Origin of the sequence: Rhodococcus sp. 06-221-2 (genome assembly GCF_002258365.1) — a bacterium.
Lineage (GTDB): Bacteria > Actinomycetota > Actinomycetes > Mycobacteriales > Mycobacteriaceae > Rhodococcoides > Rhodococcoides fascians.
The window spans coordinates 49,410-71,377 of the sequence record NZ_NOYJ01000035.1 but is presented as its reverse complement, the minus strand read 5'-3'; the positions used below and the strand labels follow the sequence as shown (position 1 = coordinate 71,377).

Annotated in this window: 22 protein-coding genes; 16 read left to right on the top strand and 6 right to left on the bottom strand. The window is 64.9% G+C overall.

All coding sequences use genetic code 11. From position 1 onward, the window contains the following. Nucleotides 1–58: 58 nt before the first annotated feature. Together CH281_RS22060 and CH281_RS22055 are read right to left on the bottom strand one after the other, a co-directional pair. Complete coding sequence (locus CH281_RS22060) at nt 59–1,420, bottom strand: flavin monoamine oxidase family protein (protein WP_094695511.1); 1,362 nt, start codon at nt 1,418–1,420, stop codon at nt 59–61. 153 nt (nt 1,421–1,573) lie between these two features. After that, nucleotides 1,574–2,293 (bottom strand): FadR/GntR family transcriptional regulator, encoded by a 720-nt coding sequence (locus tag CH281_RS22055; protein ID WP_032369142.1) that lies wholly within the window; start codon nt 2,291–2,293, stop codon nt 1,574–1,576. A gap of 206 nt (nt 2,294–2,499) precedes the next feature. Here CH281_RS22055 and CH281_RS22050 point away from each other — a divergent pair, with 206 nt between their 5' ends. The 3 genes from CH281_RS22050 to CH281_RS22040 all read left to right on the top strand — a co-directional run bounded on the left by CH281_RS22050 (nt 2,500) and on the right by CH281_RS22040 (nt 6,408). Then, entirely contained in the window at nt 2,500–3,975 is a 1,476-nt protein-coding gene (locus CH281_RS22050) for a peptide MFS transporter (RefSeq protein ID WP_094621551.1), read from the top strand. Nucleotides 3,976–4,084: 109 nt separating this feature from the next. Then, nucleotides 4,085–5,671, top strand: a complete 1,587-nt coding sequence (locus CH281_RS22045; protein ID WP_094621552.1) for a gamma-glutamyltransferase family protein — start codon at nt 4,085–4,087, stop codon at nt 5,669–5,671. Continuing rightward, nucleotides 5,668–6,408 (top strand): YoaK family protein, encoded by a 741-nt coding sequence (locus CH281_RS22040; protein ID WP_256983972.1) that lies wholly within the window; start codon nt 5,668–5,670, stop codon nt 6,406–6,408. Before CH281_RS22045 ends, CH281_RS22040 begins: the two co-directional genes overlap by 4 nt. Here CH281_RS22040 and CH281_RS22035 read toward each other — a convergent pair. Together CH281_RS22035 and CH281_RS22030 are read right to left on the bottom strand one after the other, a co-directional pair. Continuing rightward, nucleotides 6,378–7,532, bottom strand: a complete 1,155-nt coding sequence (locus CH281_RS22035; RefSeq protein WP_094695767.1) for a hypothetical protein — start codon at nt 7,530–7,532, stop codon at nt 6,378–6,380. The two genes, CH281_RS22040 and CH281_RS22035, sit on opposite strands and share 31 nt — an antisense overlap. Before the next feature lie 47 nt (nt 7,533–7,579). Then, a complete protein-coding gene (locus CH281_RS22030) occupies nt 7,580–7,840 on the bottom strand; it encodes a hypothetical protein (RefSeq protein ID WP_143544845.1) in 261 nt (86 codons plus the stop codon). 144 nt (nt 7,841–7,984) lie between these two features. Between CH281_RS22030 and CH281_RS22025 the strand changes: the two genes are divergently transcribed. The 3 genes from CH281_RS22025 (at nt 7,985) to CH281_RS22015 (ending at nt 10,966) form a co-directional block, all read left to right on the top strand. Continuing rightward, nucleotides 7,985–8,515 (top strand): hypothetical protein, encoded by a 531-nt coding sequence (locus CH281_RS22025; RefSeq protein WP_045842081.1) that lies wholly within the window; start codon nt 7,985–7,987, stop codon nt 8,513–8,515. 146 nt (nt 8,516–8,661) lie between these two features. Next, entirely contained in the window at nt 8,662–10,092 is a 1,431-nt protein-coding gene (locus CH281_RS22020; protein ID WP_094695510.1) for a PepSY-associated TM helix domain-containing protein, read from the top strand. A 70-nt stretch (nt 10,093–10,162) separates the two neighbouring features. Further along, entirely contained in the window at nt 10,163–10,966 is an 804-nt protein-coding gene (locus CH281_RS22015) for a DNA-formamidopyrimidine glycosylase family protein (protein WP_094695509.1), read from the top strand. An 11-nt stretch (nt 10,967–10,977) separates the two neighbouring features. Here the strand turns inward: CH281_RS22015 and CH281_RS22010 are convergent, their stop codons facing one another. Both CH281_RS22010 and CH281_RS22005 read right to left on the bottom strand, forming a co-directional pair. Beyond that, nucleotides 10,978–11,697, bottom strand: coding sequence for a GAF and ANTAR domain-containing protein (locus CH281_RS22010; RefSeq protein WP_032366809.1), 720 nt, complete (start codon nt 11,695–11,697; stop codon nt 10,978–10,980). Between the two features lie 219 nt (nt 11,698–11,916). Then, a complete protein-coding gene (locus tag CH281_RS22005; RefSeq protein ID WP_008718579.1) occupies nt 11,917–12,087 on the bottom strand; it encodes a CsbD family protein in 171 nt (56 codons plus the stop codon). Nucleotides 12,088–12,238: 151 nt separating this feature from the next. Here CH281_RS22005 and CH281_RS22000 point away from each other — a divergent pair, with 151 nt between their 5' ends. From CH281_RS22000 to CH281_RS21955, 10 genes are all read left to right on the top strand, one after another. Next, entirely contained in the window at nt 12,239–13,231 is a 993-nt protein-coding gene (locus CH281_RS22000) for a YihY/virulence factor BrkB family protein (protein WP_027495725.1), read from the top strand. 539 nt (nt 13,232–13,770) lie between these two features. After that, nucleotides 13,771–14,769, top strand: coding sequence for a substrate-binding domain-containing protein (locus CH281_RS21995; RefSeq protein WP_027495727.1), 999 nt, complete (start codon nt 13,771–13,773; stop codon nt 14,767–14,769). Between the two features lie 34 nt (nt 14,770–14,803). Continuing rightward, nucleotides 14,804–15,793: an ABC transporter permease gene (locus tag CH281_RS21990; RefSeq protein ID WP_027495728.1), complete on the top strand. Its 990-nt coding sequence runs from the start codon at nt 14,804–14,806 to the stop codon at nt 15,791–15,793. Beyond that, the gene (locus tag CH281_RS21985; RefSeq protein WP_027495729.1) at nt 15,790–16,572 is read left to right on the top strand and encodes an ATP-binding cassette domain-containing protein; all 783 of its coding nucleotides are present in this window, start codon (nt 15,790–15,792) and stop codon (nt 16,570–16,572) included. The genes CH281_RS21990 and CH281_RS21985 overlap by 4 nt, the downstream gene beginning before the upstream one ends. Beyond that, complete coding sequence (locus CH281_RS21980; protein WP_027495730.1) at nt 16,550–17,476, top strand: PfkB family carbohydrate kinase; 927 nt, start codon at nt 16,550–16,552, stop codon at nt 17,474–17,476. The genes CH281_RS21985 and CH281_RS21980 overlap by 23 nt, the downstream gene beginning before the upstream one ends. Next, on the top strand, nt 17,466–18,116 hold the full coding sequence (locus CH281_RS21975) for a nucleoside/nucleotide kinase family protein (RefSeq protein ID WP_032366808.1): 651 nt from the start codon (nt 17,466–17,468) through the stop codon (nt 18,114–18,116). Before CH281_RS21980 ends, CH281_RS21975 begins: the two co-directional genes overlap by 11 nt. Nucleotides 18,117–18,152: 36 nt before the next feature. After that, nucleotides 18,153–19,163 carry a LacI family DNA-binding transcriptional regulator gene (locus tag CH281_RS21970; protein ID WP_032374853.1) on the top strand — a complete coding sequence of 337 codons (1,011 nt, stop codon included), beginning with the start codon at nt 18,153–18,155 and terminating at the stop codon, nt 19,161–19,163. 32 nt (nt 19,164–19,195) lie between these two features. Beyond that, nucleotides 19,196–20,218, top strand: a complete 1,023-nt coding sequence (gene fbaA, locus CH281_RS21965) for a class II fructose-bisphosphate aldolase (RefSeq protein WP_032367298.1) — start codon at nt 19,196–19,198, stop codon at nt 20,216–20,218. A 93-nt stretch (nt 20,219–20,311) separates the two neighbouring features. After that, complete coding sequence (locus CH281_RS21960; RefSeq protein WP_032366806.1) at nt 20,312–20,719, top strand: YciI family protein; 408 nt, start codon at nt 20,312–20,314, stop codon at nt 20,717–20,719. An 8-nt stretch (nt 20,720–20,727) separates the two neighbouring features. Next, on the top strand, nt 20,728–21,885 hold the full coding sequence (locus CH281_RS21955; protein WP_094695766.1) for an RNA polymerase sigma factor: 1,158 nt from the start codon (nt 20,728–20,730) through the stop codon (nt 21,883–21,885). The last annotated feature ends 83 nt before the right edge of the window (nt 21,886–21,968 follow it).

Genomic DNA, 21,968 nt, shown 5'->3' with positions numbered 1-21,968 from the left:
CGCATGTGTGTCCTCGGTGCTAGGTGTGGGTCTGCGGTGTGCGATCGAAGATCGGGTGTCAGGAAACGATTCTCGAGACGATGTCCGCGGCGGTGCGGTGACCCATGCGGATTGCGCCGTCGACGTGTTGGTAGCCCTCCGCGGCGATGTCGGAGCAGGAGAAGTGAATCGGGCCGACGGGAGTGCGGCTGTCCTTGCCGTAGCGGTGCAGACCCCCCAGATCGAAGCTGGCCGCGTACGCACCACGGGTCCATTCTTCCGAACCCCAGTCCGACTCGTAGTAGACGACCGGCTCGGTTGCCTTGGGCCCCAGGTAATGTGCGATCGATTCGAGGATCTTCGCGCGGCGCTCCTGCTCGTCGAGCTCGAACATCGCGTCTGCCTTGGCGTCGGACACGAAGCCGACCAGTGTTCCGCGGCTGTCCTGATGGTTGGTGTTGTCGTACACCTCCTGCACGATCTCTGAGGCACCGAAGCCGGTTCCCGACAGCCCGTCCTCGCGCCAGAACGGGGTGTCGTAGACGGCATGGACCTTGATCACCAGTCCGAGGGACTGATGCTGGTGCATCTGGTGCTGGCGACGCGGGAGCGGCGGGTCGTAGGAGATGCGCGAATACAGGTTCGGTGGAACGGCGAGAACGACCCGCTTGGCGTGTACCTCGATGTCACCGTCGGCGAATACTGTTGCGCCGTCGGAGTTCCACCGCACCGTTCGCACCGGCGCGTCGAGGATGACGTCGTCGCCGAGGGCGGCCGCCATACGGATCGACACCTGCTGCATGCCACCGACGACGCGCTTGTCGAGGATGAAGTTCTCGTCCACCAAGTGCGAGAACGATCCCGCCGATGCGGCCATCAAGACTGCTTGCAGAGCCGAGAACGCGTGCGCAGGTTTGGTGAGCATGCCACCGGCGATGAACATGCCGATGTTTCCTCGTGCCTCGGCATCGTCGGACTCACGAATCAGCCACTGCTCGAACGAGATCGTGTCCAGTTCACGCGCCAGCGGGTGCGCCCACGGCTCCTCGGGGCCGACCTGGGCGGCCAAGTCGTCGAGCAGAGCGACGAGTCGGTCCATCTCTTTCTCGGTGGTCTCGTCGACGGGGAACGAGTCACCCGAGTAACGGGTCCGCTCGCCCGCGGCGGAGATGTAGACGGACTCGCCCTCGCGGTATCGGTCGAACGTCTCGAGGCCGAGCTCACCGATCAGCGCGATGAGAGATTCCTGATCGGGTGAGACCCACTGACCGCCGATTTCGAGGCTCGCACCGTCGATGGTGTTCGTCCAGGTACGTCCTCCGACGCGGTCACGCGCTTCCAGCACGGCGACGGACAATCCTGCTTTGCGGAGCTCGGTTGCTGCGGCCAGGCCGGAAGGGCCGGCCCCGACGATAGCGACGTCACGGTCGAGGGTGGGCACTGTCGAGCTCCTTTGTTCGCGGTCGATCGGCCCGAGCCGATAGCACCTCGATTCTGTCCGGAATCCACCCGATCCGCACACGACGAAGTGGCCAATCGAGCGCATTCACGCGCACCGTTTCGGACAACAGGCTGGTGCGATCGGCGGTAAAAGTCAGTGCGCGAGCGGTGTGATCGCCTCGAGCACGTCGGCAAGGTGATCGTGCATCGCCTTCCGGGCGCGAACCGGATCACGTTCTGCAATAGCGTGATAGATGCTGCGGTGGGCATCGACGGAGCGTTGCATCCGCTGCTCGGTCTGAAAACTTGCCTGCCTCGACGGTGCCATCCACTCGTTGGTCTCGGTCACGAGCCTGGTGAGCATGGAGTTGTGGGCAAGGCCGGCGATCGCGAGATGGAACTGCACGTCGCAGAGTTGCATGACCTGCAGAGACGGCGGCCGATTCACGAGCTCTCGCTCGGACGTTTCGAGTGGAGTGCGTAAGGCATGTAACTCGGACGTGCGGTGGCGGACGGCGGCACGCTCGGCAATGGGTGGTTCGACGACCGTGCGTAGATCCATCACCTCGCGAACGGTGCGTTGGTCGCTGCTCATGCTTCCGAAGATGCTGCCTTCGGCCAGAGCGCGCATCTCCAGTGGTGCGACGATGCGGCCGGCGCGGGGCCTGCGCGTCAGATAACCCCGCAATTCGAGATCCTGAAGTGCATGGCGGATCGAGATTCGCGACGCTCCGAGCATCGTCACCAGGGCGCGTTCGCTGGGCAGCTTCGATCCCGCTTCGACGCGACCGCTGTCGATCAGCTGCGCGATCCTGGCGCTGAGCAGCTCGGGGACCGACGCCGCTTCGACGTCTATTTCGGACCACGCTGTCATGGAAAGCCCCGTCCCCGCAGGTTACGAACTGGTCCTACCAAAATACCAGATTCACTCTGTTTCCCCAGTAAAGATCCGTTGACGTGTAAATATCCCACTCTTCACCTTGACGGTCTGGTCCTACCAGTTTTAGATCAACACATCGTGACAACGGTCACTCATTCTCCTGAACCACTGATTCCCATGGACCCCAGAGGTGGACCAGCATGACAACGGACGGAACACTCCACAAGCCGAACGCAGGAGAGCGGGGAGCGATCGGCTCGACGTTCCGTGATCAGCCGCGTGGGCTCGTGACGCTGGCCGGCACGGAGTTGTGGGAGCGATTCAGCTTCTACGGCCTACAGGTGATCCTCGCGTACTACCTGTACTACTCACTCGCCGAGGGTGGACTGGGACTCGATGTCGGCGTGGCGGTCGGTATCGCCGGATCCTACGGCGGCGCAGTCTATATCGCCCAGATGGGCGGAGCCTGGGTTGCCGACCGACTCGTCGCCCCGCGCACGGTGGTGCTCTACTCCGCTGTCGCCATCATCGCCGGCCACGTCGTACTGGCGCTGATCACGACGACAGCCGGTATGGGTGCAGGATTGCTGCTGATCGTCATCGGAACCGGCGGACTCAAAGTCAACGTCACCGCGATGGTCGGACTGCTGTACGCGAACGACGACCCCAAACGCGACTCGGGCTACTCGCTCTACTACATGGGGATCGGACTCGGCGCATTCCTCGGCCCGCTGCTCACCGGTGCCCTGCAGAGCTCGGCCGGTTTCCACATCGCCTTCGGCGCAGCGGCAGTGGGCATGCTGATCGGCCTGGCCCAGTACGCGGTCGGGTACAAGCATCTGCCCGAGGCCACCCGAACGGTAGCCAATCCGCTTCCGCGCTCGCGTCGGGCCGCGGCCGCAGCTTTCGCCGGATCGGTCACCCTGGTCATCGTTGCCGCGGCCGTCAGCGGCCTCCTGAATCTCGACAATCTGGGAACCGTGCTGACCGCGATCATCGTGATCGCCAGCATCGCCTACTTCGCAATGCTGTTGTCCTCGAGAAAAGTCGACGCTACCGAGCATCGACGAGTGCTCGCCTACATTCCGGTGTTCCTCAGTAGCTTGCTGTTCTGGACGTTGCTGTTCCAGTTGTTCACCACCCTGGCGGTGTACATGGACACCCGCGTCGATCTGACGGTCGGCTCGTTGACGATCCCTGCGGCAACCGTGATCACGTTGGAAGGTCTCTTCGCCACTGTCATCGCTCCGATCTATGCCGTCGTCTGGACTCGGATGGGCAGTCGGCAGCCCAGTCCCGGAACGAAAATCGTCGTGGGAATCGGCCTGCTGGCGGTGGCGATGGCCATGTTCGCGGCAATGGCGGGCACATCAGGGGCGACGAATTCCGTTGTGCTGGTTCTCGTCGCGATGTTGCTGTTCGGTGCCGGCGAGATAGCCGTCGTGCCGTCGGTCCTGTCGGCGACGGCGCAGCTCGCACCCGCATCGCACAAGGCCGGCATGACCTCGCTGTACTTCCTCACGATGGCGGGAGGATCGACGCTGGCCGGCTTGCTCGCTCAGAAGTACTCTGCAACAACCGAACTGACCTTCTTCGGTGCGACGGCCGCGGCGTCGATCGTCGCCGCGGCGGTGCTGTACGGTGCCTATCGCACGCTCATCGCACGAGCGCTCTGACGTGACACTTCCATGACGTGACACTGCTCCAACGCAACACTTTCGGACGAACCCAGAACATGCCCCGACCGATCCTGCTGTCGGATCGGCCGCACTCGAGGAGATATTCATGCCCGAACAGTCGCAACCGGCACCCGGCGTGGCAATCGCCGCGCCGCACACCGCGGCCGTCGACGCTGCCCGCACGATCGTCGAAGCCGGTGGCAACGCCGTCGATGCAGCGGTCGCTGCGGCTGCGGCCCTCACCGTGGTCTACCCGCACATGTGCAGTGTGGGCGGTGACGTCATCGCGTTGCTGCGAACGAGCGACGGCAGCACCACCTGTATCAACGCATCGGGAGCATACGGTTCGGCCGCATCCGTGGACCAGCTGTTCGAGACGATCCAGACGATGCCGATCAACGGTCCGCTGACGGTGTCCGTTCCGGGTGCAGTGTCCGGGTGGGCGGCTCTGCTCGACGCCGGTGGCTCGCTGCCGTTACGCAACGTACTGGCACCGGCAATTTCGCTTGCCACAGAGGGGTTTCCGGCCAGCCCCGGACTCGTCGAGATGATCGAGCTCGACCGTGACGCACTGATCACCGATCCAGGCTTGCGCGCGAAGTTCTTCGTCGATGGTCAGCCGATCCCCGTCGGGCACCTCGTCGTGCAGCCCGAGTTGGCCCGAACCCTGACGGACCTGGCGACCGATGGCCTCGATTCGTTCTATCGCGGTCACACCGCCGACCGATTCGCCGCCGGACTGAAGAAACTCGACGTGCCGGTATCGAGAGAGGATCTCGAACGTCATCGTCCGAGCGTCGAAGAACCTCTGGTGCGCGAATTCGACGGATTCTCGGTGGCCACGGCACCACCGAACTCGCAGGGCTACACGCTGATTCGATCTCTCGGTGCCGCCTTGTCCGGGAGTGCGTCTGCGGGGGATGTCGACGCCGGGGTATTGGCCGAGATCTTCTACGACTCCGACGAGCATCGTGATACCTACCTCGCCGACCCACGCTGTGCCACTGTGGATATCCACGATCAGCTGACCCCGGCCGGCTTCGCGGCAATTCACGACGCGGCGGCAGCCCGGGTGGCAGGAGCCGAACGCCAGACCTCGACCGCGTCTCCGCGTCCGGGCGGTGACACCGTCGGAATCGCCGTCGTAGCGAAGGACGGCACAGCAGTGTCGTTGATTCAGTCCGTCTTTCACTCGTTCGGAGCGCAGATCCTCGAGCCCGACACCGGACTTGTGCTGCACAACCGAGCTGCGTTCTTCACGCTCGATGCCGCGTCGCCCAATCGCGTCGAGTCCGGAAAGCGGCCCGCGCACACGCTCGTTCCGGTGATCGTGGACTGGGCGGACGGAGCGGTGTCCGCCCACTCGACCATGGGAGGCAAAGCGCAGTCGCAGATTCACACCCAGTTGATCCTGCGGGCGCTGCGTGGATTCGATCCGCAGCAGATCGTCTCCGCGCCCCGATTCATCGTCGGCGGATTGGAAGCCGGCACACCCAACGGTTCGGTACTGGTCGAGCCGACATTGGAGGACTTCGCCGTCGAACAGATCTCGCAGACGGTGTTCACCGTCAAGCATGGCACCGAATTGGACAGTAACGCAGGTCATTCCATGGTGGCCAGGGTTTCAGCCGACGGAACGCTCGGTGCCGGCGCGGACCCACGTAGTGACGGCGGCGTGTGGGTGACCGCATGAGTCTCGACGAAACGACGGTGGCCGGAGACGGGCCGGCACCGACGACCATGAGGCACCGTGTCGGCGAGGCCGTGAACGGTCATCTCCGATTGTGGTCGATGATGGTGCTGACGATGGTGACCGGCATGCTCGACGCCGTCGGCTACCTCGGGCTCGACCGCATCTTCACCGGAAACATGACCGGCAACATCGTCATCCTCGGTATGGGGGTGGCAGGTGAGGACGGACTGCCGATCGTCGGCCCGCTGGTAGCGCTGTTCGCCTTCGTGCTCGGTGCCGCGCTGGCCGGGGTGACGCTTCGCTCGGCTGCGCCGGGATGGAACATTCGGGTCACCGCGATCTTCGCAGTGGGAACGCTGGCACTTCTCGCAGCAGGCGTCACGCTGCTGGTGGTCGACGTGCAAGGCAACTCGCCGCTCGGTATCGCGATCGCCAGTGTCATCGCAGTCGACATGGGGGCTCAGGCGCTCGCCGCGCGCTTCCTCGCGGTCAAGGACATGACGACCGTCGTCGTCACGTCGACCATCACCTCGCTCGCCGGCGAGTCGTTCGTCGGCCAGGGCCCCGGTCGGCTGTTCAACCGGCGGCTCTGGGCGATCCTCGTGCTGTTCGTCGGTGCCGTCATCGGTGCGCTGCTACTTCGGGTGGATATCGCGATACCGGTGTTGCTCGGTGCCGCGCTGACCGCCGCCGTCGCGGCCCTGGGTCATCGGGCCTGGGACCGAGCTTCGGGCTGAGCCGCACCGGCGTCGTCGGTGCGGGACCGTTCTGCACTGTGCTGGCGCCGGAGCATCTCTCGGTGGCCGTACGTAGCGTTGAGGATGTCGCTGCGATCGGACACCGACGAGCCCACTGCTCCGGCGACCGTGCCCAACGACGCCGCCAACCAGGCCAGTGACAGGTAGTCCGCCGTGTTTGCTTCTCGCCCGATCTGAGCGGTGAGAAACTCGGGCGAGATCACCACGGCAGCAGAGAGCAACACGACCGCGAACAGAACGGCATACATACACAGCACGCCGGCCACGACGGTGCCGAGAGTGGCAGAGTTGTATATCCAGCGATCGGTGGTCGAGGAGCGGAACCGTCGGTGCTCCCAGAGGCCGTGCGGAAAGATCAGCCACACCGTGATAGCCACGATGGCGGCGACGCCGATCAGTGTGAGCCGGGCAGGTGTCATCGAGGCCGCCATCTGCCAGATGCTCGCGTAGAACACACCGAACGCCGACGCGGCGCTCGCGGCCGCGAGCACGCTCGACAGTGCGGGGACGAGACGCCACGGCCGATTGCAGCGAATCATGCCCATGATCATGCGTGTTCGGCCGAACATGCCGGGAGTGAGCAGGATTCGCTCTCCGCCACCGTCGGGGTCGGGGCCCGGAGCCCACTTGGACATCGACCGTCGCAGGCGTGGCCGCGAGGCGGTATCGCTGCGGAGGAGATCGTGCACGATGGCGATGGCCACCGCCACAGCGCGACGCCGTACTCCTATGGTGCCGAACGAGGGTACGTACAAAGCACCGGTCGAACCGTCACGCAATTCGGCGACGACGGGGCTGGCCCCGACGCGTCGCGGAACCTCGGAGATGCAGAGCACCAGGTCGAATGTGTTGGTGGCCTGAATGGCCTCCAGCCACTGACCCAACGGCGCAGAACCTGCCTCGGTGGGAGGCAGCGTGACTGCGGGCCGGGCCGTGTCCAGTCGGGCATCGGTTCCGTCGATCGTGATGGTGGGCGGAAGTTCCTGTTCGATGGCGGCCGCTATCGTCGACGCGAATCCCTCGTCGGCCACCAACCCGATCGTGATCGTTCGTTGTCCTTCGCTATCGGCCCCCGAGCCGTTGTCTGTCTTGTCGAAAACCATCTTGTCGCGGTACCCCGGACCAGGCGCCCTCACACACCGAGCCGACGTCAGCACACGGGTTCGGGTTCACCATTCGAGATCTGGAAGCGGCTGTGCAGTGCGTCCAGTTGGCGGTGCAATTCGTACAGCGCCTGCTTCTGAGCGCGGGCCTCGTCGGTGTGCCACTTCGCGCTGCGGGGGTCGCCCACCCGGAAGGCCTTGTGGGCGTAGTTCTCGGAGACCTCGATTCGGCTCGATGTCGACGCAATTTCGGCCGCGAGCATGTGGGCGAACACACGGGCCTGAGCCACATCCGAACTGTCCGGCACGGCAATCCTCTCTGAACGTGGCGTGATACTCGCGATCACCATAACGGACCTGAAAAAGACCGCTGGATCGGTTTTCGCGCACAAACCATGCGACATAGGCGAGACGCCAGTGCCTCTGCCGAAACGGGTAGTAGTCTGCTGTTCGTGCCCGCGACCCCGGACGGATCCGCAGCCCTGCGCGGGTCGGCCGTCGGCGCTCTGACGGCAACGATCACCGCCACCGCGCACGCATTCGGCGGAGGTATGTTCCCCTCCGACGCCGCGATCGTCCTGTTGGCACTGGTGTGCGCGGGACTCGGTTACGCCGCAGGCGCAGTGCCGATCGTCATCGCGCCTCGCCTGCAGCTGATGGCGACGCTGGCCGCTGCGCAGACGATCGGACACGTGCTGCTGACGATCGTCGACGGCGATCACCACGGTTCGGTGCTGACGCAGCAGATGCTTGCGGCCCACGCGATCGCGATCGTCGTCGGCGCGGTGATCGTGCACGGGGCCGAGCGTGGGATCTCGCACGCAGCCACCGTTGTTCGTCGAATACTCCCGATACTGGCAATTCTCGTCGTCGACGACTCGCAGAGTGCCGCCCCGCTTCCGCTGTATCGCACACCCGGCGTCCACCGGCTCCTCGATCTCTCGGGCTCCGGGAACCGCGGACCGCCTGCCGCGTCGTACTGACCGCAGCCTCCCACCTACCGCTCCTGCACCGCGGGGGCGAGCAGAGCTGCGGCAATTTCTTCACGCGCACAGCACGATTCGCTCGACATCGAGTCGACCCGTGCCCACGGCGCGCGCCCACCCCTGCCTTCACGAAACGAGCTCTCATGTCCACACCGGAAAAGGAACGCGTCGCCGATCCTTCCCCGCCCACCCGTCCGTCCGGCCCGCGCAGCTGGCGTCCGCTGATTCTTCGTCTGCACTTCTACGCGGGCATACTCATCGCACCGTTCATCCTGATCGCCACCGTCAGCGGCGGCCTCTACGCCGTCGCCCCGACCATCGAACAACTCGTCTATCGCGACTATCTGCACGTCGACTCCACCGGACCGGCTGTCCCGGTCGCCCAACAGATCCGAGCCGCTCAGGCCGAGAGGCCGGATCTGACCGTGTCGGCCGTGCGACCCGCCGCCGAAGTCGGCGACACCACCCGAGTGCTGTTCACCGACCCGACCCTCGGCGAATCGCGACGACTGGCCGTCTTCGTCGATCCCGCCACGGCGTCACCGGTGGGTGAACTCGCCGTCTACGGCTCCTCGAGCGCCTTGCCGGTCAGAACGTGGATCTCGGAATTGCACCGACACCTGCACCTCGGTGAACCGGGCCGGATCTACAGCGAACTGGCCGCATCGTGGTTGTGGGTGATCGCGCTCGGCGGCCTGTACCTGTGGATCGATCGCTACCGACGCAACCGAGACCGGGCGACACTGCTCACCTTCGATCGTGAATCGAAGGGCCGCAACCGATCCTTGAACTGGCATGGCGTAGCCGGTATCTGGATCGCTGTAGGTCTGATCTTCCTCTCCGCCACCGGACTCACGTGGTCCACCTACGCGGGCGCGAACGTCACCGACCTCCGTGCGGCATTGAGCTGGACGACCCCTGCCGTCGCCACGACCATCGGTTCCTCCGACACGGCGACCATGGGGGATCACTCGGGCCACGGTGGGCATTCGATGGACATGTCGGCCGATGCGTCGGCGACAGACAGCAATGTCGGCCGCATCGATTCGGTGATCGATACTGCCGCAGCGAACGGCATCGACGGTGCGGTGGAGGCATCGATCCCGGCGTCGGACGACGTGGCGTTCGTCGTCGCCGAAACCCGTCAGCCCTGGGTGATGTCGAACAACTCGATCTCGATCGACGGCAGCACCGGCGCGGTGATCGACACCCAATACTTCGCCGATTGGCCGGTGGCAGCCAAGCTGGCGGCCTGGGGAATTCAGTTGCACATGGGGACGCTGTTCGGCGCAGCCAATCAGATTGCCCTGGTTGGGCTTTCGCTCGCCTTGGCGTCGGTCATCGTGCGCGGCTACATGATGTGGTGGAAGCGTCGCCCCACGAAGAGCGCTGGACTCACCGCAGGCCGGCCGCCTCTGCGTGGGGGACTGCGCCGCATCTCGCCGATCTCTGCGGTGCTCCTCGCCACGGCTGCCGTGGCCGTCGGCTGGTTCCTGCCCTTGTTGGGGCTCAGCCTGGTCGCCTTCCTGGCGGTCGACTTCATGGTCGGATACGTCAGGCGGCCCGCGCACTGACGCGAGGAGGACGACGCGCTCTCGCCGGTCGGTCCGATTGTTTCTGCCGCCCTCGGGATACTCGGAGACCATGCCCGAAGGTGACACCGTCCACGCGCTCGCCGCACGATTGCGGCGAGCCTTGGACGGCGTCACGCTACGGGCAGGGCGACTGAACGTGCCCGCACACGCCGTCGAGAATCTTGCCGGGCGAACCGTCGTCGCGCACCGAACGCACGGCAAGCATCTGTTCACCGATTTCGACGACGACACCACGCTGCACACCCACCTCCGCATGACGGGATCGTGGACGGTGGTGCGAGCCGGCCGCTCGATACCGCGGCGGGTGCAGCCCGACGTCCGCGTGCGGCTGGCCGCGGTGGACGGGCCGACCGCATACGGAATCCTGTTGCCGGTCGTCGACTACGGGTACACGGCCTCGATGAATGCGCTGGTCGCGCATCTGGGACCGGACCCATTGCATGCCGAGTTCGACACCGATCGTGCGGCATCGAACATCCTCGCGCAGGGTTCTCGGCCGATCGTCTCTACCCTCCTGGATCAGCGGGTCATCGCGGGGCCCGGAAATCTATGGGCGAACGAGCTGTGTTTTCTGCGTGGACTGTGGCCCTGGGCTCCGTCGGCAGGCGTCGACGCGGAGAAACTGGTGACTCTGCTCGAGCGGGCGATGCGGCATTCGGCGAGCACCCCCGGGTCCATGCAGGTCACCACCGGCGACACTCGTCGCGGCCGGACCCACTGGGTTGCCGGTCGGGCCGGTAAACCGTGTCTGCGGTGCGCGACCGTCATTCGTGTCGAGGCCGACGTGCCGAACGACCCCGATCGACGTCGAACATGGTGGTGTCCGCACTGCCAGCCGGAGCCAGGGCTGTGACCGCGGAAGGGTCAGAACGTCGAGTTCGTGGGGTGGTCGGCGTCGACCAGGTTGCGGGCAACGGTGTGCAAGGGAAGGTTCTGTTGCTGCGACAGTTTCGCCAGTAGGTCGAACGCCTGTACCGCGTCGAGGTCGTAGCGTTCCATGATCATGCCTTTTGCCTGGCCGATGATGTCCCGGCTGGCCAAGCCGGTCCGGAATTGCTCGGTGTCGCGGGCACTGAGCATTGCGATGGCAGCATGCGCAGACAAGGCCTCCCCGATCGCTACCGCATCGGCGTCGAACGCTCCGGTGACGTCGCTGTACAACACCAGGGCCCCGAGGTCATCGGCGTTGCTGTAGAGCTGAAAGGCCGAGAGCGACTTGAAACCGGCCTCGATGGCCATCGCAGCGAACTGCGGCCATCGCGGTTCGGTTGCCAGATCGTAGGACACGACCACGTCGAGGTGTCGGACCTCGGTGGGAATCGGACCTTCGTCGAGTTCGTACTGCAACCGACACAGCTTCTCGGCGATCGGGTCCGTCGATGCGACGACTGTGCGCTCACCCTTGTTCACCGTGGTGATGCATCCGGTGGTTGCGCCCGGAATGAGCCGAATCGCCATTCGGAGAATCTCACTCAACGTCTGCGGCATCGACCGATGAGTGTCGCGCAGCGATCGCGCGAACTGCGCGAGCGACAGTGCTTCGGACGTTCGAGACGTGTCTTGCTCGGCCGGTGAATCAGTCATTCACACGATCCTCTCGTGCGGTGGACCGTCGACGTCGTCGCGTCGGCGAGATCCTCGATCGTGCGCCTGCTTCTGGACGCCCTGTCCCGACCTCGAGGCCGGATCAATGGATTTTATACGGTTCGCGATGCGGTGGTCCGGTGAGTATCGCGGCGCATCATCGCGGGATGCACGAAGGGCCGCCGATCATTCGATCGACGACCCTTCCGGGGCTGCTGGTTACTTGAAGGTGTCCTTGATGTTCTCGCCGACCTTCTTGACGCCGGCCGAACCCTGATCCTTCTTGCCCTCGGCCTCGAGGTCCTTGTTGTCGGTTGCGTCGCCGACAACTTCCTTCGCCTTGCCGATGGCGTCCTCTGCTGCGTTCTTGGCCTTGTCGATGAAGCTCATGGCGAGTTCCTTTCTCGGTTCGGGTTGTTCTCGAAGGGTTGGTCGGAGCTCGACCGACGAAGCGCACGTCCAGACTGTGAGATCTGGGTCACACCGAAAGCCGGAGCGTCGACGTTTCCGCAGGCTCGCCGCTGGCTACATTCGACCGATGATGGTCGCGAAGGTGGACAACTTCCAGCGCAGGCACCCCTCGGCAGGTTTCCCGCTGGCGGTGCTCTACAAATTCATGGACGACCGGGGCGGCTACCTCGCGGCATTGATCGCCTACTACTCGTTCCTGTCGCTGTTTCCCCTTCTGCTGCTGTTCACCACGCTGCTGGGAATCGTGCTGGCCGGAGACCCGGAGCTGCAGACCCGCATCATCGACTCGGCGATGAGTCAGATCCCGGTCATCGGTGACCAGCTCGGTCAACCGGATCGCCTCAGTGGTGGCACGACAGCCATCGTCATCGGCGTCGTCGGGTCGCTGTACGGCGGACTCGGAGTGTCGCTGGCCGTGCAGTACGCGATGAACACGGCGTGGTCGGTGCCGCGCAACGAGCAACCGGACCCCATCAAGGGTCGGCTGCGCGGATTGTTGCTGCTCAGCACTGTCGGCACCGCGATCATCGGACTGACGGTGCTGAACGGCGTCGCGTCCTCGGGCGTGTTCGGGTTCGCCGGTGGTGCGCTCGCACTCGTCGGAGCGGTGGTGGTCAACGCCGCCGTCTTCACCGCGGCCTTCCGAATCGGCACCGCGCGCGATTTGAGCGTGCGCGACGTACTCCCCGGCGCGGCGATCGCGGCGGTCGTCTGGCAGGCGCTGCAGTCGTTCGGCGGAATCTACATCCGCTACGTCGTGGGCAACGCGAGTGCAAGCAACGGCATCTTCGCCATCGTCCTCGGTCTGCTCGGTTTCCTGTACGTCGCGTCGGTGCTGATCGTGCTGTGCATCGAGATCAACGCCGTGCGCGTAGACCACCTGCATCCCCGGGCTCTGCTGACGCCGTTCACCGACAACGTCGAACTCACCGAGGGTGACAAGAACTCCTACACCGGCCAGGCAGAAGCGCAGCGTAACAAAGGATTCCAAGACATCACCGTCACGTACGACGAGCCGAATTCGGTGGTGGACGAGGACTCGTCGAGCACGCGAGGCGACTGATCGGCACCGCAAACGCGCGCGCGTTTGCGAGGACCGGGGCGGCGGGAACTGGGGCGGGGACTGATCGTGGCTCCGCAAACGCGCGCGCGTTTGCGAGGACTAGGGGCGGCGGGGCCGGGGCGGGGACTGATCGGCTCCGCAAATGCGCGCGCATTCGTTGGATGCGCGCGGAATAGCTGGGCGATCGGGCACTATTTCGCGCGCGGATGGCAAACGCGCGTGCGTTTGCGAGGACCGGGGCGGCGCAGGGCCGGGGCGGCGGAGACCGGGGCGGAGACCGATCGGCGTGGGCAAACGCGCGCGCATTCGTTGGGTGCGCGCGGAATAGCGGAGCGATCGGGCACTATTCCGCGCGCGGATGGCAAACGCGCGCGCGTTTGCGGGAACTGGGGCTGAGCGGCGTGATGACGAGCTGACGCCGGCCGGTCGGAAAAGTTTTCGGAACTATTTCGCGAAAGCGCATGCGCAAGCGCTTGTATTGGTCGTACGCTCCTGCAATCGAGCGACGCGACCTGCGTAGCGAGGACAAGGGAGTCCAGATGTTCAATCACCGTCGGAAGACCACGCTGACGATCGGAACCGCGTTGATGGCCGGTTCCCTCGTGCTCGGACTGACCGCATGCAGCGGTTCGGATTCGGACAGCGTCAAGGTCGGACTCATCACCAAGACGGATTCCAATCCGTACTTCGTGAAGCTTCGTGAGGCAGCTCAGGCCAAGGCGGACTCCAGTGGAGCCGAATTGGTCGCTCTCGCAGGTGCATTCGACGGTGACAACGAGGGTCAGGTCGCGGCGATCGAGAACTTGGTCGGCCAGGGTGTCAAAGGCATTCTGATCACCCCGAACTCCTCCACCGGAGTCCTCGACGCGATCAAGAAGGCACGCGACGCAGGCGTCGTCGTCATCGCCCTCGATACGGCCACCGACCCCGAGGACGCGGTGGACGCGACGTTCGCCACCGACAACAAGGCGGCAGGCGTCAGCCAGGGCGAATGGGTCAAGGGCACGTTGGGAACCACTGCACCCCAGGTCATCATGCTCGACGGCACCGCGGGCGGCACCGTCGACACGTTCCGTCACGACGGCTTCCTCGAAGGAATGGGCCTGACCGACAGCTCTCCCGAGATCGTCGGCCAGGAGAACACCAACGGCGACCAGACCAAGGCGCAGACGGCCATGGAGAACCTGCTGCAGCGCGCTCCGGGTGTCAATGCGCTCTACACGATCAACGAGCCCGCCGCGGCGGGTGCCTACCAGGCGATTCAGTCCGCAGGCCGCGCCGATCAGATCACCATCGGCTCGATCGACGGTAGCTGCACCGGTATCGCGAACGTCAAGTCCGGCATCATCGGTGCGACGGTGCTGCAGTTCCCGGCGAAGATGGCCGAGCAGGGCGTCGACGCTGTGGTCAAGTTCGCCCAGGACGGCACCAAGCCCAGTGGCTTCAACGACACCGGTTCACAGCTGGTCACCGACAAGCCTGTTGCCGGAATCGAATCCCAGGACACCGCATGGGGCGAAGCGAATTGCTGGGGCTGATCGCAGAAATCCGTCGAGGACCAGGAACTGATTCGTGAGCACCGATACCGCCGCGCCTCCCAAGGCTCCGAGCCGGTTCAACGTGGGAACCATCCTGCGTGAACCGCTGCTCGGGCCCATGGCCGCGCTCGTCATCGCCATCATCGTGTTCAGCTCGATTTCGAGCTCGTTTCTCAACCCGCAGAACGTTTCTCTGATTCTGCAGCAGTCGGTGGTGGTCGGCATTCTGGCCGTCGGCCAGACGCTCATCATCCTCACCTCCGGTATCGATCTGTCGATCGGCGCGGTGGCCGTGATGGGCACCATCGTCATGGCGCAGACCGCTGGTGCCAACGGCCCGGTGGTGGCGCTCGGCTCGACACTGGCCGTGTGCGTGGCGTTCGGCGCGATCAACGGCGGTTTGGTGACGATGCTGCGACTGCCGCCGTTCATCGTCACACTCGGCACGTTCACCGCGATCCAGGCAGCCACCAGGTTGCTGGCCGGCTCCGAGACCTACCAGGTGCCGAGCGGGCCGCTGACACTGCTGGGGACGTCGTTCAAAATCGGCAGTTTTTCCACCACCTACGGCGTGGTGGTGATGCTGCTCGTGTACGCCGTGATGTGGTACGCACTGTCCCAAACATCCTGGGGCAGGCACATATACGCGGTGGGTGGTAGCCCGCAGGCCTCGGACCGCTCCGGCATCAAGTCCGGTCGCGTGCTGTTCTCGGTCTACATCGTCACCGGTGTCATCGCCGCGATCGCGGCATGGGCAGCGCTCGGACGAATCCCCAATGCCGACCCGAACGCCTATCAGAACGCCAACCTCGAAACGATCACCGCGGTCGTCATCGGTGGAACCAGCCTGTTCGGTGGCCGCGGCACCGTCATCGGGACTCTCATCGGAACTCTGATCGTCGGGGTGCTGCGCAACGGGCTCACCCAGGCCGGCGTCGACAGCCTGTACCAGAACGTCGCGACCGGCATTCTCGTCATCGTCGCGGTGGCCGTCGATCAATTCGCACGCAGGAGGTCACAGTGACTGCCCCCCTCGCTCTGGAAGCACGTGGTCTGGTCAAGACCTACGGCAGCGTGACGGCCATCAACGGCGCGGATTTCGAGCTGCGGGCCGGTGAGGTACTGGCAGTGATCGGTGACAACGGTGCCGGAAAGTCAAGTCTCATCAAGGCTTTGGCCGGAGCTGTCATTCCGGATTCGGGAGAGATCCTGATGAACGGCTCGCCCGTGTCGTTCAAGAACACCCGCGATGCCCGGGCGGCCGGGATCGAGACGGTCTATCAGGACCTGGCCGTCATTCCTGCGCTCGACATCGCCTCGAATGTCTACCTCGGACGCGAGATCAAGCGCAAAGGCATCAGCGGCAGCATCTTTCGGCGATTGGACATGCCGAGAATGCGCGACGAGTCGTCGAAGCATCTGCAGGACCTCAAGATCGGCATCAAGTCGGTCAACCAGGCCGTCGAGACGTTGTCCGGTGGGCAGCGTCAGGGCGTCGCAGTGGCGCGAGCAGCGGCATTCGGCCGCGGGGTGATCATCATGGACGAGCCGACCGCAGCTCTGGGCGTGCGGGAATCGGGCATGGTGATCGACCTGATCCGAACGATTCGCGACCGTGGGATACCCGTGGTGCTCATCAGCCACGACATGCCGCACGTGTTCGAGGTCGCCGACCGCATCCACATCCACCGCCTAGGCAAACGCGCAGGCGTCGTGGATCCGAAGAAGCGCACCATGTCCGAGGTCGTCGCGCTCATGACCGGCGCGGAGGAGCCGACCGATGAGGAACGCGCCGGCCTCTGATGCGTCTCGCCCGGTCGGCGTTTTCGTCGGGCTGGCGACACTCGATGTGATTCATCGAGTGTCGTCGCCGCCGGCGTCGAACCAGAAGATCACGTCGAACGCGCAGTTCGTTGCGGCCGGCGGTCCTGCCGCCAACGCCGCCGTCACGTTCGCCGCACTGGGTGGTACGGCCGTTCTCGTCACTGCGCTCGGGGACGATCCGGTGGCTGCCTTGATCAAGGCAGAACTTGCGGAATGCGATGTGCGCGTGATCGACTCGATCGCGGGCACCGTGAGAGCTGTACCAGTGTCGGCCGTGACAGTGATCGAGTCGACGGGAGACCGGTCGGTCGTCTCGGCCGACGCCGTGCACTCCGACGCCGCGCCGCCGAACGATCTCGATGCCGTGCTCGCCGGTGCCGACGTCGTACTCGTCGACGGCCACCACCCCCTGATCGCCCGCGCCGCCGTGGAACATGCGGCGGCGCGGGATACCACGTCGGTCGTCGACGCCGGACGCTGGAAACCCGTGATGAGCGAGCTGATTCCGTTCGTCACGGACATGGTGTGCTCAGCGGACTTTCGCACGCCCGGAGCGTCGGACACAGCTGCCACCGCGGCGACGTTGGTGCGCTCGGGCGTACGCACGGTTGTCACCACCCACGGCGGAGAGCCCGTCGAATTCTGGTCCGAGGGCAACTCCGGCTCCGTGGCCGTCGAGGCGGTCACCGTGGTCGATACACTGGGAGCCGGCGACGTCTTCCACGGTGCGTACGCGTACTACTCGACGCAGTTCGGCTCCGTGCAGGAACGTATCCGACGGTCGGCTCGCGTTGCCGCGCTGCGCTGTTCGGTCATAGGCCCCAGGGCGTGGCTACGCGAACTTCCCACCCACGTACTCGAAAGCGACAACAGTGAGCAATGACCGACAGGTGCAGGAAGCATCCCTCGACGAACTCGTGGAGCTGGCCGGGCGGCTCGCCGTGCCGGGAGAGCGGCACATACTCGGCCTGACCGGTGCACCGGGTGCCGGAAAGTCCACCGTGGCACAGCAGTTGGTGGATGCACTGGGACCCGAGCTTTCGGTGCTGGTTCCGATGGACGGATTCCACCTGGCCAACGAGGTGTTGATCGAACTGGGCCGGCTCGATCGCAAGGGCGCACACGATACTTTCGACGACGGCGGCTATGCGCGTCTCGTCGCCGCGATTCACGATCAACGCCCCGGCGATCCGCTGGTGTACGCACCGAAGTTCAGGCGAGAGATCGAGGAATCGATCGGGTCCGCCGTACCGGTCCCGTCGGACGTTCCGCTGGTGATCACCGAGGGCAACTACCTGCTGATGCAATCCGACGCATGGCCTGCTGCACGGGAGATGATCGACGAGGTGTGGTTCCTGGCTCCGCACACGGCCGTTCGGCACGAGCGTCTCGTCGCGCGGCACGAGGCGTACGGGAAATCACCCGAGGAAGCGCAGTTCTGGGCATTGGGTTCGGACGAACGCAACGCCGAGCTCATCGGGTCGACCGCCCAGCGCGCCGATCGAATCCTGCGATTGACATGAGACCGCCGGCGTCCGATACCCACGGAGACGACTGACATGCCCACCATGGACGACGTCGCTCGGATCGCCGGAGTGTCGGTGTCGACGGTCTCGCACGTGCTCAACGGAACTCGTAAGGTCAACCCGGCGACCCGGCAACGCGTCGACGCTGCCATCGTCGAGATCGGATACCGGCGTAACGTCGTGGCGCGTTCTCTCGCGGCCGGTCGAACCCACACGGTGGGACTGTCGATCGCGGCGCTGACCAATCCGTACTTCGGCAGCCTCGTCTATGCCGTCGAGCAGCGGTTGTCGGAGGCCGGTTACGTGTTGATTCTCGGTGACTCGCACGACGAGCCGACGTCGGAGCGGCGCGTCACCGATTCTCTGCTGGACCGTCAGGTCGACGGCATGATCCTTGCGCCTGCGGCCGGCTCGGAGGAGTCGACGATTCCCGAGATCATGCGCAGCGGAACACCTCTGGTGCTGATCGACCGTATGCTGGATATCCCGTGCGATCAGGTGGGCCCGGAGAACGAGCAATCCGCGTACGAGCTGACGGCCCATCTGCTCGACTCCGGACACGACCGAATTGCGATCGTCCGCGGCATCGAGGGAATCTCGTCCACCACAGAGCGTTTCGCAGGTTATGCCAGGGCGCTCGCCGACCGGGGAATCGATGTCGACCCTCGGTTGATTCTCGAGGGAAGGTCCAATGTCGAGGTGGCCGAGACGGAGGTACGTCGACTGCTGACGGGTTCGGACCGGCCTTCGGCTCTGGTGTCGATGAACAACTCGATGACCATCGGTTCCCTCAAAGCAGTTCGCGGCCTTGGTTTGTCGATTCCCGACGACCTGGCGTTCGTGTGCTACGACGATTTCGAGTGGTCCGATCTGTTCGAGCCGCGCCTGACGGCCGCCGCGCAGGACGTGCAGACCATCGGCAGAACCGCTGCCGACCTGTTGATCGGTCGAATCGAAGGCCGTGACGACGCGCCGCGATCCATTTCGGTACCGACTACGTTCACCCACCGCAATTCGTGCGGCTGCGCTGCAGCAACACGCTGAAGACCAGCCGCACCCGAAAGAGAGAACAGCCCATGCCGATTGCCAGTCCGGAACAGTACGTCGCCATGTTGGACCGCGCGAAGGAGGGCGGGTTCGCGTACCCGTCGATCAACGTCACCAGCTCACAGACCCTCAACGCGGCGCTGCAGGGATTCGCCGAAGCCGAGAGCGACGGCATCATCCAGGTGTCGGTCGGTACCGCGCTGTACCTGTCCGGCAATGCCGTGCAGAACCGCTTCGCCGGCTCCAAGGCGCTCGCGCAGTACGCCCACGAAGTGGCGCAACACTATTCGATCTCGGTGGCCCTGCACACCGATCACTGCCCCGCAGAGAACCTCGACGATTGGGTGCGCCCACTGCTGTCCGACGCGATCGAACGACGCTCGCGCGGCCTGGCACCGCTGTACCAATCACACATGTGGGACGGCTCCGCCGTGCCGCTCGACGAGAACTTGCGTATCGCACGCGAACTGCTCGATCTGTCGGTGCAGGCCGACACCATTCTCGAGATCGAGGTGGGAGTGATCGGCGGGGAAGAAGACGGGGTGTCTCACGAGATCAACGAGCAGCTGTACTCCACCGTCGACGACGCCCGCGCCACGATCGCCGCGCTCGGTGCAGGCGAGCGTGGTCGATACATGACGGCACTGACTTTCGGCAACGTCCACGGTGTCTACAACCCGGACTCGGTACATCTACGTCCCGAGATTCTCGACGAGATCCAGTCGGTCGTCGGTGCCGAAACCGGAAAGGACAAGCCGTTCGATCTGGTCTTCCACGGTGGATCGGGCTCGAGTGCCGCCGACATCGCGTCGGCAGTGGCGAGCGGGGTGATCAAGATGAACATCGACACCGACACCCAGTACGCGTTCACCAGGTCCATCGCGGGCCACATGATCGGCAAGTACGACCAGGTTCTCAAGATCGACGGCGAGTACGGCAACAAGAAGGCCTACGACCCCCGATCGTGGGGCAAGCCGGCCGAGTCGGCCATGGCAGCCCGCGTGGTCGAGGCAACCCAGATGCTCGGCTCGGTCGGACGCACGATGCGGTGAAGTTTTTCGGCCGAGTATGTAGATATCGGCCGACCGGCTCCGTCCCAGGGGCGAATGCAGAAAGAATGACTGCATCCGACGCTAGGAGACATCATGGCCAAGTACCTCATGCTCAAGCATTACCGCGGGGCCCCCGAGCCTGCCGGCTGGATTCCGATGGACCGGTGGACCCCGGCCGAAGTGCACGACCATATCCAGTTCATGCAAGACTTCGCCGCCGAGCTCGAGAAGACGGGCGAGTTCGTCGACGCGCAGGCCCTGGCCCCCGAGGGAACGTGGGTGCGGTCGGACGGGGCCGGAAAGCCCCCGGTCACCGACGGTCCGTTCGCGGAGACCAAGGACTTGATCGCAGGTTGGATGGTCATCGACGTCGAGTCCTACGACCGCGCACTCGAACTCGCGGGGCAGCTCTCGGCAGCACCCGGTGCCGGTGGTGAGCCGATCGGCGAATGGCTCGAGCTACGTCCGTTCATGGAGGCCCCCGCCACGATCGACGAGTGACGGCACTCGTGGATCCTCACGCGCTGCGGATGCTGACTCCGTCCGTGATCGGCGTCCTCGTCCACCGTGGAGCAGATTTCGCGGCGGCCGAGGACGCCGTCCAGGAGGCGTTGGTGCAGGCGGCCTCGGTGTGGGGAGCGTCGGCAGGGGCGGGTGACGCGCCGTCCGACCCGAAGGGGTGGCTCGTCACCGTGGCGTGGCGCAAATTTCTCGACTCCCAGCGATCGGAGAAGGCTCGACGGGATCGAGAGAACCGGGTTGCGGCCGAGCCGGAACCGGGCAGTGTCCACGGCGTCGACGACACACTGCAGTTGTTCTTCCTCTGCGCGCACCCGGTGCTGACACCCGCAGCAGCGGTAGCGCTGACGTTGCGTGCCGTCGGGGGTCTGACGACGCGGCAGATCGCGCAGGCGTATCTGCTGCCGGAGAAAACCATGGCCCAGCGCATCAGCCGAGCCAAACGGGCGGTGCGTGACGTCCGTTTCGACGCTCCGGGTGACCTCTCGACGGTTCGGCGGGTGCTGTACCTGGTGTTCAACGAGGGGTATACCGGCGACGTCGATCTCGCGGCCGAGGCGATCAGGTTGACGAGGCAGCTCGCGACCCTGTCCGACGACGCGGAGACCGCTGGACTGTTGGCGTTGATGGTGTTGCACCACGCCCGGCGCGCTGCGAGAACCGGATCCGACGGCCGGCTGATTCCCTTGGCCGAGCAGGATCGGTCGAGCTGGGACACCGTCTCGATAGCCGAGGGAATTCGAATTCTGCAGGCGGCGCTCGCTCGGGATCGGCTGGGCGAGTTCCAGATACAAGCCGCCATTGCCGCCCTGCATGCCGATGCGCAACGGGTCGAGGACACGGACTGGGTACAGATCGTCGAGTGGTACGACGAGTTGCTCGCGATCACCGACAGTCCGGTAGTACGGCTCAACAGAGCTGTCGCGGTGGGGGAAGCGGACGGCCCGGCCGCCGGACTCGCGGCGCTCGCCGCCGTCGATTCCGCAGTACCGCGGTACCACGCGGTGGCTGCGCATCTGCACGAGAAGGCCGGCGATCTCCGGTTGGCGGCCGAGCTGTTCGTGCGTGCGGCCGAGTCGGCGTCCTCGGTGGCCGAGCGGCATCATCTGACGCTGCGCGCCACTCGAATTCGTACCGCAGGTTCGTAGAGATACCGGGAAACAGCGAACGGACCGGGCGGTTTTGTAATCGGATCGTTAGCGGTCGAAAGCGGAATTCGTGCAACCCTCGT

What these genes read in the sequence shown, in the direction of transcription:
- CH281_RS22035 (WP_094695767.1), bottom strand. Translation starts at nt 7,532, where the DNA reads ATGGTTTTCGACAAGACAGACAACGGCTCGGGGGCCGATAGCGAAGGA.
- CH281_RS22010 (WP_032366809.1), bottom strand. Translation starts at nt 11,697, where the DNA reads ATGACTGATTCACCGGCCGAGCAAGACACGTCTCGAACGTCCGAAGCA.
- CH281_RS21995 (WP_027495727.1), top strand. Translation starts at nt 13,771, where the DNA reads ATGTTCAATCACCGTCGGAAGACCACGCTGACGATCGGAACCGCGTTG.
- CH281_RS21960 (WP_032366806.1), top strand. Translation starts at nt 20,312, where the DNA reads ATGGCCAAGTACCTCATGCTCAAGCATTACCGCGGGGCCCCCGAGCCT.
- CH281_RS22050 (WP_094621551.1), top strand. Translation starts at nt 2,500, where the DNA reads ATGACAACGGACGGAACACTCCACAAGCCGAACGCAGGAGAGCGGGGA.
- CH281_RS22055 (WP_032369142.1), bottom strand. Translation starts at nt 2,293, where the DNA reads ATGACAGCGTGGTCCGAAATAGACGTCGAAGCGGCGTCGGTCCCCGAG.
- CH281_RS22020 (WP_094695510.1), top strand. Translation starts at nt 8,662, where the DNA reads ATGTCCACACCGGAAAAGGAACGCGTCGCCGATCCTTCCCCGCCCACC.
- CH281_RS21970 (WP_032374853.1), top strand. Translation starts at nt 18,153, where the DNA reads ATGCCCACCATGGACGACGTCGCTCGGATCGCCGGAGTGTCGGTGTCG.
- CH281_RS22005 (WP_008718579.1), bottom strand. Translation starts at nt 12,087, where the DNA reads ATGAGCTTCATCGACAAGGCCAAGAACGCAGCAGAGGACGCCATCGGC.
- CH281_RS21980 (WP_027495730.1), top strand. Translation starts at nt 16,550, where the DNA reads ATGAGGAACGCGCCGGCCTCTGATGCGTCTCGCCCGGTCGGCGTTTTC.
- CH281_RS22045 (WP_094621552.1), top strand. Translation starts at nt 4,085, where the DNA reads ATGCCCGAACAGTCGCAACCGGCACCCGGCGTGGCAATCGCCGCGCCG.
- CH281_RS22040 (WP_256983972.1), top strand. Translation starts at nt 5,668, where the DNA reads ATGAGTCTCGACGAAACGACGGTGGCCGGAGACGGGCCGGCACCGACG.
- CH281_RS22000 (WP_027495725.1), top strand. Translation starts at nt 12,239, where the DNA reads ATGGTCGCGAAGGTGGACAACTTCCAGCGCAGGCACCCCTCGGCAGGT.
- fbaA (WP_032367298.1), top strand. Translation starts at nt 19,196, where the DNA reads ATGCCGATTGCCAGTCCGGAACAGTACGTCGCCATGTTGGACCGCGCG.
- CH281_RS22015 (WP_094695509.1), top strand. Translation starts at nt 10,163, where the DNA reads ATGCCCGAAGGTGACACCGTCCACGCGCTCGCCGCACGATTGCGGCGA.